The 12,671-nt window shown below is 59.9% G+C and carries 12 protein-coding genes; 9 read left to right on the top strand and 3 right to left on the bottom strand.

Annotated features, from left to right (window positions below; translation table 11 throughout):
* Positions 1-83: 83 nt before the first annotated feature.
* The 4 genes from rsfS (at position 84) to AC1DNI_RS15320 (ending at position 4,496) form a co-directional block, all read left to right on the top strand.
* Complete coding sequence (gene rsfS, locus AC1DNI_RS15305) at positions 84-467, top strand: ribosome silencing factor (RefSeq protein ID WP_027231125.1); 384 nt, start codon at positions 84-86, stop codon at positions 465-467.
* 143 nt (positions 468-610) lie between these two features.
* Positions 611-1,093, top strand: coding sequence for a 23S rRNA (pseudouridine(1915)-N(3))-methyltransferase RlmH (gene rlmH / locus AC1DNI_RS15310; protein WP_477692468.1), 483 nt, complete (start codon positions 611-613; stop codon positions 1,091-1,093).
* 155 nt (positions 1,094-1,248) lie between these two features.
* Positions 1,249-2,544, top strand: a complete 1,296-nt coding sequence (macA, locus tag AC1DNI_RS15315; RefSeq protein ID WP_477692469.1) for a macrolide transporter subunit MacA — start codon at positions 1,249-1,251, stop codon at positions 2,542-2,544.
* An 8-nt stretch (positions 2,545-2,552) separates the two neighbouring features.
* On the top strand, positions 2,553-4,496 hold the full coding sequence (locus AC1DNI_RS15320) for a MacB family efflux pump subunit (RefSeq protein WP_477692470.1): 1,944 nt from the start codon (positions 2,553-2,555) through the stop codon (positions 4,494-4,496).
* A gap of 3 nt (positions 4,497-4,499) precedes the next feature.
* Here the strand turns inward: AC1DNI_RS15320 and AC1DNI_RS15325 are convergent, their stop codons facing one another.
* The gene (locus AC1DNI_RS15325; protein ID WP_051614727.1) at positions 4,500-4,886 is read right to left on the bottom strand and encodes a DUF3011 domain-containing protein; all 387 of its coding nucleotides are present in this window, start codon (positions 4,884-4,886) and stop codon (positions 4,500-4,502) included.
* Between the two features lie 118 nt (positions 4,887-5,004).
* The gene (locus AC1DNI_RS15330; RefSeq protein ID WP_477692471.1) at positions 5,005-5,886 is read right to left on the bottom strand and encodes a LysR family transcriptional regulator; all 882 of its coding nucleotides are present in this window, start codon (positions 5,884-5,886) and stop codon (positions 5,005-5,007) included.
* 134 nt (positions 5,887-6,020) lie between these two features.
* Here AC1DNI_RS15330 and AC1DNI_RS15335 point away from each other — a divergent pair, with 134 nt between their 5' ends.
* Positions 6,021-7,517: a CoA-acylating methylmalonate-semialdehyde dehydrogenase gene (locus tag AC1DNI_RS15335; RefSeq protein ID WP_027231130.1), complete on the top strand. Its 1,497-nt coding sequence runs from the start codon at positions 6,021-6,023 to the stop codon at positions 7,515-7,517.
* Between the two features lie 75 nt (positions 7,518-7,592).
* Here the strand turns inward: AC1DNI_RS15335 and AC1DNI_RS15340 are convergent, their stop codons facing one another.
* On the bottom strand, positions 7,593-8,246 hold the full coding sequence (locus tag AC1DNI_RS15340; RefSeq protein ID WP_477692472.1) for a GntR family transcriptional regulator: 654 nt from the start codon (positions 8,244-8,246) through the stop codon (positions 7,593-7,595).
* Between the two features lie 81 nt (positions 8,247-8,327).
* On the opposite strand from AC1DNI_RS15340, the gene AC1DNI_RS15345 reads away from it, so the two are divergent.
* The 4 genes from AC1DNI_RS15345 (at position 8,328) to AC1DNI_RS15360 (ending at position 12,671) form a co-directional block, all read left to right on the top strand.
* Positions 8,328-9,221, top strand: a complete 894-nt coding sequence (locus AC1DNI_RS15345) for a dihydrodipicolinate synthase family protein (protein ID WP_477692473.1) — start codon at positions 8,328-8,330, stop codon at positions 9,219-9,221.
* A 15-nt stretch (positions 9,222-9,236) separates the two neighbouring features.
* Positions 9,237-10,484: an NAD(P)/FAD-dependent oxidoreductase gene (locus tag AC1DNI_RS15350; protein ID WP_477692474.1), complete on the top strand. Its 1,248-nt coding sequence runs from the start codon at positions 9,237-9,239 to the stop codon at positions 10,482-10,484.
* Between the two features lie 8 nt (positions 10,485-10,492).
* Entirely contained in the window at positions 10,493-11,494 is a 1,002-nt protein-coding gene (locus AC1DNI_RS15355) for a 4-hydroxyproline epimerase (RefSeq protein WP_477692475.1), read from the top strand.
* A gap of 268 nt (positions 11,495-11,762) precedes the next feature.
* Positions 11,763-12,671 (top strand): branched-chain amino acid ABC transporter permease, encoded by a 909-nt coding sequence (locus AC1DNI_RS15360; RefSeq protein WP_477692672.1) that lies wholly within the window; start codon positions 11,763-11,765, stop codon positions 12,669-12,671.

Raw genomic sequence — 12,671 nt, forward strand, 5'->3', positions numbered from 1 at the left:
TGCAGTATGTTTTGTCGGCTGCGTCGCGTTGTTCTTAAGGGAAAGGAAATACACTGAGAACAGCATTTCAGAAGAAGGATGCCTTGGCACCTTCAACGGCGGAGATGGGCGGACTGAGTTCCGTATCTCTCGCCCTTCAGTCGGTTCTTGCTAGTCTTGAAGACTCCAAGGCCGAAAACATTGTCCCCATCGACCTGAGAGGCAAGTCCGTCATCGGTGATCATATGGTCATCGCGTCGGGACGTTCGCATCGTCACGTAACGGCGGTTGCGGACCAGCTTTTGCGCGCTCTGAAAGAGAGCGGGCATGGCAATGGCGTCAAGGTCGAAGGCCTTAGCGGCGGTGATTGGGTGCTGATCGACACGGGCGATATCATCATCCATGTTTTCCGTCCCGAAGTGCGTGAGTTCTACAACATCGAAAAGATGTGGCAGGCTCCTGAACTCGACGGAGAAACCGTTCACTGATTGACGGATCGGGGCGTCCGGGCACAGGCCCATATGACGCCCAGGGCGGTTGATGTGATTTTGAACCGGCTAACGGCCGGCGCGGTCGTTTACGAGCCCGTAACAGAGTAGCAGCCGTCGAGTGCCGGCACAGGAACCCTTTCGTGCGCATTACCGTTTTTGCCGTTGGCCGGATGAAGTCTGGCCCCGAACGCGAACTGGCCGACCGCTATTTCGACCGTTTGAAGAAAACTGGCGCGCCACTCGGGCTCGAATTTACATCGGTGACGGAGATCACTGAAAGCAGGGCGCAGCAAGCCGAACTGCGTAAGCAGGAAGAATCGGCAAAAGTCCTCGAAGCCCTGGATCAGGGCGGCGTGCTTGTCCTTCTCGATGAGCGCGGCAAGACCTTGTCTTCCGAAGCCTTCGCGGAAAAGATCGCGCGCTTCCGCGACGACGGCAAGCGTCAGCTCCTGCTCGCGATCGGCGGACCAGATGGGCATGATCCCGCTCTTCGCGACAGGGCCGATCTTGTGCTTGCGCTCGGCGCAATGACCTGGCCGCATCAGATTGTCCGCATCCTTGTCGCCGAGCAGATGTATCGGGCAACGACGATCCTCTCCGGACATCCATATCATCGCGTCTGATCATTCAGCCGCCGTTCATGCGCGCCGTTCATAATCGCGCCTCGAGGATCATTACCAAAATATAATGATCTCAATGCTTTTCGGGCGAACCCCTCATCTCCATTTGTTGGTAATATGGACGAGTTGAGGCGGCGGATGAGAGTGGAGCGGGTCGGATGAAAGAAATAGCCAGAGCGGCCAAACGGGACGAGACGCCCGAAACATCCAATGTGACCTTTATTCCCGGAGCAGTTCCACCGAGCCGCAAGAAAAAGCGCGCCCGCTTCTGGTTCTGGATCCCCGTAGTGCTCATTGCCGTTGGAGCGGGCGCCTATACGTGGAATCGCTACCAGAACTCGACTGCGACGGCCGCCGTCGTCACGCAGGCGGTCGAGCGCGGCGATATCGAAAATGCTGTTACCGCAGTCGGCACGCTCGATTCGATAAAATCGGTCGATGCCGGCGCGCAGGTTTCCGGGCAGCTGAAGGTCCTTCACGTCGAGATCGGCGATAAGGTCACGCAAAACCAGCTTGTCGGCGAGATCGATCCCGCCACCATCCTCAACAAGATTGAAATCGACCAGGCAGAACTCGCCAATTTGAAGGCACAGCTTGTCTCGAAACAGGCACAGCTTGTCTTGAAGCAGTCCAACATCGACCGCCAGCGTAATCTCGTCGCAACGCGCAGCGTCTCGCAATCGGTACTCGATCAGGCAGTCGCCGACCTCGCCGGCGCGGAAGCGGACGTCAACGCGCTTGAGGCGCAGATCCGCAAGCAACAAGCGACTCTTGCCGGCGACGAAGTCGACCTTGGCTACACCAAGATCTATGCTCCCATGGCAGGAACGATAGCTGCCGTGCCGGTCAAGGAAGGCCAGACCCTCAATGCGAGCCAGACGGCGCCGACGATCGTCACCATTGCCGATCTTTCGACGATGACGGTCAAGGCGCAGGTCTCCGAGGCAGACGTCAGCAAGCTCAAAATCGGCATGGATGCCTATTTCACGCTGCTCGGTCAGCCGGGCAAGCGTTATACGGGCAAATTGCGGCAGATCCAGCCTACGCCGGACATCGAAAACAATGTCGTTCTATATTACGCGCTGTTCGACGTTCCCAATCCCGATGGTGATCTCATGATCTCTATGAGCGCCCAGGTGTTCTTCGTTGAGTCTGCCGCGCGCGATGTGCTTGTGGTGCCAAGTTCGGCAATCAACATGCCTGCGGGCTCACGGCGCGGCGGCAATGGCGAAGCATCGCACAAGGGCGAGGTGACAGTCGTCACGGCGGCTGGCGCCACTGAAACGCGCGCGGTCGAAGTCGGCATTCGCAACCGTGTCAATGCCGAGATCAAGAGCGGTCTCAATGAAGGCGAGCGCGTTGTCGTCGGAACCGGAAGCGATCCATCAACGACGAAACCGAATAGTGGCGGCAACCGCTCGCAGCGTTCGGTTCGCATGCCGCCGATGTTCTGAGCAAAGACATGACCGCACTGATCTCGCTCAAGGATATCACCAAGACCTACTACAATGGCGATCTCGCCGTTGAGGTCCTGCACGGCATATCGCTCGATATCGAGGCGGGCGAGTTTGTCGCGATCATCGGGCAATCGGGCTCGGGCAAATCGACGCTGATGAACATTCTGGGCTGCCTCGACCGGCCAACCACCGGCGAATATCTCCTGGACGGCGAGCAGGTCTCCGCGTTCGAACCCGACGAGCTTGCCGGACTGCGCCGTCGCACCTTCGGATTCGTCTTCCAGAGCTACAATCTCATTCCGACGGCGAGCGCCCAGGAGAATGTCGAGGTTCCTGCCGTCTATGCCGGCGCGCATGCGCGAGACCGTCGCGACCGCGCCGAGGCGCTGCTCAATTCGCTGAAGCTTGGCGACAGGCTCGACCACCGGCCTAACCAGCTTTCGGGCGGGCAGCAACAGCGCGTATCGATCGCCCGGGCGCTGATGAATGGCGGGCGCATCATTCTTGCGGACGAACCTACCGGCGCTCTCGACAGCCAGAGCGGCGAAGAGGTTATGGCGCTGCTGCGAAGCATGAATGAGAGTGGGCACACCATCATCGTTATCACCCACTCGCGTGAGGTTGCCGAACAGGCAGACCGGCTTATCGAATTGCGCGACGGGCGCGTCGTTTCCGATCGCACCAAGAAGGGCCGCAGCAATCCCGAGGCCGCTTCCGGTCTGAAGCAGAAAGCCGTCGAAGGCGTCGCGGCACTTGCCGATGTGACCGAAGCCGTCAAGATGGCGCTGCGTGCGCTCCATGCCAACCTGTTCCGCACGATTCTGACGCTGCTTGGCATCGTTATCGGTGTCGGATCTGTCGTGGCGATGCTGGCAATCGGTACGGGCGCACAGAACTCCGTGCTCGACCGTATCTCCGCCATGGGTTCCGATTTGCTGGTGGTTCGGCCGAGCATGGCGAATTTTCGCGGCACGAGTGGCGGCAGCAACGTAACGCTCGTTCCTGCCGATGCGGACGCCATCCTCGAAGTGCCGAACGTTGCCTTTGCCGTTCCGGAAATGACCAGCACCGTTACGTTACGTTACGGCAATGTCGACTATCAAACCACGGCGAACGGCACCGTTCCCCAGTTCACCGAGGCGAAATCCTGGAAGGTCGCCAAAGGCGAATTCCTCAACAGGGACGACATGGAAAGCTATGCGCCGGTCGCCGTCATCGGCCGCACGGTGGAGAAGACCTTGTTTCCGGACGGCGAAAATCCGCTCGGAAAATATGTGCTGGTCAGCAAGATTCCGTTCCAGATCATTGGCGTTATGAGTGAGATGGGCGCGGGGCCAGGCGGCAACGACCAGGACGATACGATCCTCATGCCGCTGACGACAGGCAGCATGCGCATTTTCGGACAACGCAATGTGCGCTCCATCACGGTACAGGTGAAGGACAGCGCCGCCATCGACACCACGCAGGAGGCGCTGCAGGCCCTCCTCGATCGCCGTCACAAGAAACAGGACACCCAGATCACCAATATGGCCTCGATCCGCGAGGCCGTGACCGAGACGTCGAATACGCTGAAGCTGTTTCTCGGTGCCGTTGCCGCCATATCCCTGCTCGTCGGCGGTATCGGCGTCATGAACATCATGCTGGTGAGTGTGAGTGAGCGGACGCGCGAAATCGGCGTGCGCATGGCAACAGGGGCGCGCCAGCGCGATATCCTGCTGCAGTTCATCATCGAGGCTGTGGTTGTTTCCGCCATCGGCGGTGCAATCGGCGTGGTCGCCGGCCTTGGTACGGGCATTCTAGCAAAGGTTCTTGGCGCGCCCGTCAGTTTTACAATCGGGCCGGTGGCGCTCGCCTTCGCCTGCTCGTTTCTGACAGGCCTGGTCTTCGGCTTTCTGCCGGCTCGAAACGCTTCAAGGCTTCAGCCGGCAGTCGCTCTCAGTTCGGAATAGCGATTACCAATCGCTCTGCGGATCGCCGCGATAGGGATCGTAGGACCGATCATCGTAGCCGCGGCGCGGCTGCTGGTAGCGGTCGTCCGGATAAGGGTCGCGGTTGCGATAATAGCGCTGTGGCGGCCGGCCGCCGGAATCGGCGAAGACAGCGGAACAACCCTTGTCGACCCAGATCACGCCGCGGGCAAAACCCCACGTGTCGCCGGCTACGCAGGGCGTCCCTGAAAGCTGGCGGACAACGCGCGGACGGCGCATGCCCGCATCGCATTCCCTATATTTGAACTTGCGCGATTCGCATTTGATCGTGCTCTGCGCGAGTGCAGGCGTAGAAATGAAATATTGCGCGCCACCAAAGGCGACAGCGAAAGCAAGAACATATCGGTACATTTTGCCTCTCCAATACCGAATCAAAACAACGTGAATGTGCACCAATTGAAGCTTCCGGGGCAATTTTTGTTCCAGGGGCGGCGATCACATTTCTCGGGTGCTTCGAAAGAGGCAGTGTTCAGGAAAACCGTGCATTCTCGCTGCTGACAAGATCGGAAATAAAACTCGAAACGGCGGTTATGCGCCGCAGCGTGCGCACCGATTCATGATATGCGAGCCAGTAGGAGCGGCGGATCGTGCGCTCGGGCAGGACCGGGACGAGATCGGCGTGCTCGCGCGCGATAAACATATGCAAGATGCCGATGCCCGCGCCGGCGCGCACAGCTTCGACCTGGCCGAGCGCGCTCGAGATTTCGAAGGCAGGACGCCAGTCGCGGCTGATCTCAGGCGCGTAATTCAGCGATTGGCTGATGACGAGGTCATCGACATAGCCAACAAGCCTGTGGTTCGCGAGTTCGTCGATCGAGCGCGGCGCAGGGTGTTCGTCGAGGTAGGTGCGGCTTGCATAGAGGCCGAGGCTGTAATCGACGAGCTTGCGCGCGACGAGGCGACCCTGGTCAGGTCGGTCGACGGTAATGGCAATGTCGGCCTCGCGCCGCGACAGCGAAAAGGAGCGGGGAACCGGAACCAGCTGGATCTTCAGGTCGGGATAGCGTGCGGTCAGCGTGGCGAGGCGCGGCGCAAGGAAGGTGACGCCGAAGCCGTCGGGGGCACCAATCCGGACGGAACCCGAGATAGCGACATCCGCATCGCCGAGCGACGAGCGAATCGATAGCATCTCGGCTTCCATGCGCTCAGCCGAGAGCAGGAATTCCTCGCCGGCATGGGTCAGTTCGCAGCCATTGGTGCGCCGGGTCAGAAGCTTCGTGTTGAGGTCGTGTTCGAACGCCGTCAACCGCCGCGCGACCGTCGCGTGGTTGACGCCGAGGCGCTTTGCGGCGCCTAGAATCTGCCCCGAGCGTGCAACCGCCAGGAAAATACGTACGTCGTCCCAGTTCACAGGCTTGTCTCCTGACGAAGTTCGTACTTCAATTTTCGCACAACGGATACGCTTTTGCTTGGCTTGCAATAAATATTTTGAAGCGCGATGATGAGCCACGAATAAATCCACTAATTGCAGGGAGGCAGATCACAATGCGTGAAGTTGGACATTTTATCGGTGGCAAGAACGTTCCCGGCACGAGCGGACGCTCGACGGAGATTTTCCAGCCCATGGACGGAACCGTGCAGGGCCGCGTTGCTCTGGCGACGCCGGCAGAGGTGCGCGCCGCGGTCGAGGACGCCAAGGCTGCACAGCCGAAATGGGCTGCCACCAATCCGCAGCGCCGTATCCGCGTCATGCGCAAGTTTCTTGAACTGGTCGAAGCGGAATACGACTCGCTCGCCGAACTTCTCGCCCGCGAACACGGCAAGACCATTCCCGACGCCAAGGGCGATATCCAGCGTGGCCTCGAGGTCGTCGAAGTCTGCCTCGGCGCCGCTCATATGCTCAAGGGCGAATTCAGCGACAATGCCGGTACCGGCATCGACGTCTATTCGATGCGCCAGCCTCTCGGCGTCGTTGCAGGCATCACGCCGTTCAACTTCCCGGCAATGATTCCGCTATGGAAGGCCGCTCCTGCCATCGTCTCCGGCAATGCTTTCATCTTGAAGCCGTCGGAGCGCGATCCGGGCGTGCCGATGCGCCTTGCCGAACTCTTCATGGAGGCCGGGCTTCCGGCAGGCATCTTCAACGTGATCAATGGCGACAAGAGCGCCGTGGATGCGCTGCTCGACGATCCGGACGTCAAGGCCATCGGGTTTGTTGGCTCGACCCCGATCGCCCAGTACATCTATGCCCGCGCGACGGCCAACGGCAAGCGCGCCCAGTGCTTCGGCGGCGCCAAGAACCATATGATTATCATGCCCGATGCGGATATGGACCAGACCGTCGATGCCCTTATCGGCGCCGGTTACGGTTCGGCTGGTGAGCGCTGCATGGCGATTTCCGTCGCAGTGCCGGTTGGCAAGGATACGGCTGATCGCCTTGTCGCACGTCTTGCCCCGCGTGTCGAAAGCCTCAAGGTCGGCCCCTCGACCGATATGTCGGCCGATTACGGTCCGGTCGTCACCAAGGACGCGCTGGAGCGCATCAGGGGTTATGTCGATCTCGGCATCAAGGAAGGCGCCAAGCTCGTCGTCGACGGCCGCGACTTCAAGATGCAGGGCTATGAGAATGGCTACTACATGGGTGGTTGCCTCTTCGACAACGTGACCCCTGACATGCGCATCTACAAGGAAGAGATTTTTGGCCCTGTGCTGAGCATCGTCCGCGCCGAAACCTATGAGGATGCGTTGCGCCTGCCGAACGAACACGAATACGGCAATGGCGTTGCCATTTTCACCCGCGACGGCGACGCGGCACGCGACTTTGCCTCGCGCGTCCAGGTCGGCATGGTCGGTGTCAACGTTCCGATCCCGGTTCCGATCGCCTACTACACGTTCGGCGGCTGGAAGGCTTCGGGCTTCGGTGATCTCAACCAGCATGGCCCGGATGCGTTCCGCTTCTACACGAAGACCAAGACAGTCACGTCGCGCTGGCCATCCGGCGTGAAGGACGGCGCTGAATTCGTCATCCCGACGATGAAGTAACCTGCGCGTCAGGGAATTGAGCAGGGGCTGTGGCAGCAATGCCGCGGCCCCTTCTGCTTCGATGGGGCCGGCAGATCAGGGCGCCATGCTGCGCAAATGGTCTATCAACCTTGTGGCCTCATCGGCAGCGCGCTGCTCATCCCGATCTATGATTGCTTCAATCAGTGCCCGGTGGGCGCCGGCGGATTCCTGCAGGCTTCCCGGCCGCTGCAGCCGGAACCAGAACCTGCGGCTGTGCGTCTGAAGCGGTGACGCGAGCCGGGCCGCAAACGGGTTTTCCGCCGCCTGGCCAAGGACCGTGTCGAACGTCTTGTCCGCAGCGAGAAAGCTGCCGACATTATTGCCTTCTTGAGCGGCGCTCATGGCATCGGAGGCCTGCTGCAGGCGGCGGTGGTGAAGGTCGGCGCCATAGAGCGCGGCGTCGCGGGCGAGGACCCTCTCAACGCCCTCCCGGGTATCGAGGACCTTGCGAAAATCCTGCGGATTGAGCGCGGCAATCGCGATGCCCGAGCGCGGCCGGATCTCCATCAAGCCTTCCCATGCGAGCTTCTGCACCGCCTCGCGCACGGGTGTGCGGCCCATCCCGGTAATGTCCGTCAAGGCCCGCTCGTTGATAATCGCCCCCGGCTCCAGCCTTAGCGTAACGATCATCTCCTCGATCTGGCGATATGCCAGTTCGGCGAGGCTCTCTCCCGTCGGAATTGAACTCTGGACTGCGGCTTGATGCATATATTGAATCTTTCGGAGTACCCAATTGACAGCGACGAAGGTTACAGATATATTTCTGATATATCAAGAAGGAGCAGAGATATGTGGGCAGGCATTTTTCCAGCTGTAACCAGCAAATTCACTCAGGATGATAATCTCGATCATGCGGAAATGGAACGTTGCTTCTCGCTCCTGATGGACGCTGGATGCGATGGCCTGATCGTTGCGGGCTCGCTCGGCGAGGGGCCGATGCTCAGCCATGACGAGAAGCTCGAAGTCCTTGCGACCGCAAAGCGCGTAGCAAACGGCAAGCCTGTGCTGCTGACGATCAATGAGGCCGCGACCCGCGAGGGGGCGGCGCTTGCAAAGCGGGCAGCACGCGCCGGTGCCAATGGTCTCATGCTCGTGCCGAGCCCGATCTATCACACCGACCCGGAAGAAACCGTCACCACTTTGAAGGCCGTTGCCGCGGCCGGCGAACTCCCGGTAATGATCTATTCAAACCGTATCGCCTATCGCGTCGATGTCACCAATGAAATCCTCGGCGAGCTCGCATCGGATGATCTCTTCGTCGCCATCAAGGAATCGTCCGACGACGTCCGCCGCACGACCGACATCATCAATACGTTCGGCACCCGCTTCGATCTGTTTACCGGCGTCGACAATCTTGCCTTCGAAGCGCTGACCGCCGGCGCCATCGGCTGGGTGGCCGGTCTCGTCACCGCGTTCCCGAAGGAAACGGTCGCAATTTACAAGCTCGTCCAGGCCGGTCGCTATGAAGAAGCGCTGCGCATCTATCGCTGGTTCCGGCCGCTTCTCGATCTCGACGTCTCGACCTATCTGGTCCAGAACATCAAGCTCGCGGAAGTGCTCGAGATCGGCACCAATGACAGGGTTCGTCTCCCACGCCAGCCGCTGCGCGGAGCGCGGCGTGAAGCGGTGGAACAGATCGTCAGGAACGCGATCGCATCGCGCCCAACCTTGCCGGTCCTCTAAGTCTCCCGGCATACGATGGATGGGCGCAAGGACGACATCGTCATAATCGGTGCCGGCATTGTCGGCACTGCTATCGCTGCCATATTGTCGGAAGGCGGACACAAGGTTCTCGTCATCGACAGGCAAGGCATTTGCGAGGGTACAAGCTCCGGCAATGCCGGGGCTCTCGCCTTTTCGGACATATTGCCAATGGCATCGAAAGGCGTTCTCGCCAAGGTGCCCCGCTGGCTGAGAGATCCGCTCGGCCCATTCACGATCCGGCCGGGTTACCTTCCCAAATTGGCCCCCTGGCTCTATCGATTCTGGCGTGCCAGCCGGCCAGCAGCGCAAATCCATACAATCGAGGCGCAAGGCGCCATGATGCGGCTTGCCGAGCCAGAAATGCTTGGGTTGATGGAGCGCGCCGGTATTCGCCATATGGTGCGCGAGGACGGATCGCTCGAACTTTACGAGAGCGAAGAAGAGCTCAACAGTGCTCTGCCCGGTTGGACCGCCCGCAAGAAGGCAGGGATCGCCTTCGAGCATCTGCGCGGTGACGAACTCGCAGAATGCCAGCCCGGACTGGCGCGGCGTTTCGTGGCAGGGACGTTCGTTCCCGGCTGGAAGACCGTCAGCGATCCGCTCCATGTCGGAAAGGGGCTCTGGGCTTATGCCGAACGCCTTGGCGCGCGTTACAGGCAGGCGGAGGTAGTAACCGTGACGAGCAGCACGGAAGGCGTGGCGATCGGACTTGCCAGTGGCGAGACCATCAATGCTGGAAAGCTCGTCGTTGCGGGCGGGGCATGGTCGCACCGGCTCGCGAAACAGCTCGGCGACGCGATACCGCTTGAAACCGAGCGCGGCTATAATACGACTTTGCCCAAAGACGCCTTCACCCTGAAGCGGCAGTTGATATTTTCCGGTCACGGTTTTGTCGTCACGCCCCTCGAAACCGGCGTGCGTATCGGCGGAGCCGTCGAACTTGGCGGTCTTGACCTGCCGCCCAACTACGCTCGCTCCGAGGCCATGCTGACCAAGGCCAAATTATTCATGCCCGGCCTTGAGACCGGGGGCGGGAGGCAGTGGATGGGCTATCGTCCGTCGCTGCCGGATTCGTTGCCCGTTATCGGCTATGCAAGGGCGAGCAAAAATGTACTCTACGCATTCGGTCACGGCCATCTTGGGCTGACCCAGGCCGCGGCGACAGGGCGCCTGATCAGCGAGTTGATCGACGGTCGCACGCCGTCGATCGCGATCGAAGCATTCCATCCGCAACGCTTTTGAGGAGCATCATGGCGCGTCATTCCTTCTTCTGTGTCGATGGTCATACCTGTGGCAATCCGGTCCGCCTTGTCGCTGGCGGCGGTCCCAATCTCGTCGGCGCCACAATGATGGAAAAGCGCGCGCATTTCCTCGCCGAATACGACTGGATCCGGACCGGCCTGATGTTCGAGCCGCGCGGCCACGACATGATGTCGGGCTCGATCCTCTATCCGCCGACGCGCGAGGATTGTGACGTTGCGGTGCTGTTCATCGAAACCTCCGGCTGTCTTCCCATGTGCGGCCATGGGACGATCGGTACCGTCACGATGGCGATCGAACATGGGCTCATCAATCCGCGTACACCAGGGCGTCTCAACCTCGATACGCCCGCTGGTCTCGTCGTTGCGGAATATACGCAGGAGGGGCAATACGTTACGAGCGTGCGTCTCACCAATGTACCGGCCTTCCTCTACGCCGAGGGCCTCGAGGTCGAGTGTCCGGACCTTGGTGTTCTCACGGTCGACGTTGCCTATGGCGGCAATTTCTACGCCATCGTCGATCCGCAGGAGAACTTCCGCGATCTCGCCGACTACCGGGCGCTCGATCTCATCGGGTGGAGCCCGGTGCTGCGCCAGCGCCTCAATGAGCGTTACAAATTCGAGCATCCGGAAAAGCCCGAGATCAATGTGCTGAGCCATATACTGTGGACAGGGGCGCCCACGCGGACGGAAGCGCACGCACGCAACGCCGTTTTTTACGGCGACAAGGCGATCGACCGTTCCCCTTGCGGTACGGGCACATCGGCGCGCCTGGCCCAGCTTGCTGCAAAGGGCAAGTTGAAGCCCGGCGATGATTTCGTGCACGAATCGATCATCGGTTCGCTGTTCCACGGTCGCGTCGAAAAGGCTGTGACGGTCGCCGGCCAGCCGGCCATCATTCCGTCCATCGCCGGCTGGGCACGCATGACCGGCTACAACACCATCTTCATCGATGATCGCGATCCCTTCGCGCACGGGTTTGTCGTCAAATGAGCGTGTAACGAAAGGTGGCCAATTAAGGCGGCACCGGATGAAACAGCGGTTTTTCAACCATTGGTAGCAACATTCCCGGAGGAACCGTCCAATTTTGGTGTATAATCCCGCCGAAACTGTGCGAGCAAATGTAAAGATATCGTGTTTGCTAAAAAAGCTGTTGCTTTCTTTAGCGCACACGCTAGGTGTAGCATATTGGGGTAAACGGGAACCGGATAAAAAAACCGGATAAGAAAATTCCCAATAAAAAATGAGGGGTATCGTTGCGATGGAGTACTTCATCCAGCAATCGATCAATGGTCTGACGCTTGGTTCAATCTATGGCCTGATCGCAATCGGTTATACGATGGTCTACGGGATCATCGGCATGATCAACTTCGCCCATGGCGATATTTTCATGCTTGGCGCCTTCATGGCGATGATCGTTTTTCTAGCTTTAACCACTTTCATTGGCGGCGTGCCGGTTGTGTTGGCGCTGCTCCTGATGATGCTCGTCGCTATGCTGCTGACGGGGTTGTGGAGCTGGACGATCGAGCGCCTGGCTTATAGGCCGCTGCGCGGATCGTTCCGCCTCGCGCCGTTGATTACGGCGATCGGCATGTCGATCGCGCTGTCGAATTTCGTGCAGGTGACGCAGGGTCCGCGCAACAAGCCGATCCCGCCGCTGGTCAATGGCGGTATTACCATTTACGGCACCAATATCACCATCGCCTTCAAGCAGATGGTGATCATCATCGTCACGGCGATTTTGCTTGCCGCCTTCTGGTACCTCGTCAACAAGACGACGCTCGGGCGTGCCCAGCGATCCTGCGAGCAGGACCGCAAGATGGCGGCGCTGCTCGGCATCGACGTCGACAAGACGATCTCCATGACCTTCGTCATGGGCGCAATGCTCGCCGCCGTTGCCGGAACGCTCTATCTCATGTTCTACGGGGTCATTTCCTTCACCGATGGCTTCGTGCCGGGCGTGAAGGCCTTTACCGCTGCCGTTCTCGGCGGCATCGGGTCGCTTCCCGGCGCCGTGGTGGGTGGATTGCTCATCGGCCTCATCGAAGCGCTCTGGTCCGCCTATTTCTCCATCGATTACAAGGATGTCGCGGCTTTCTCGATCCTGGCGATCGTGCTGATCTTCCTGCCATCCGGTATCCTGGGTCGGCCCGAAGTCGAGAAGGTATAA

It is taken from the genome of Phyllobacterium sp. 01N428, from assembly GCF_056399405.1.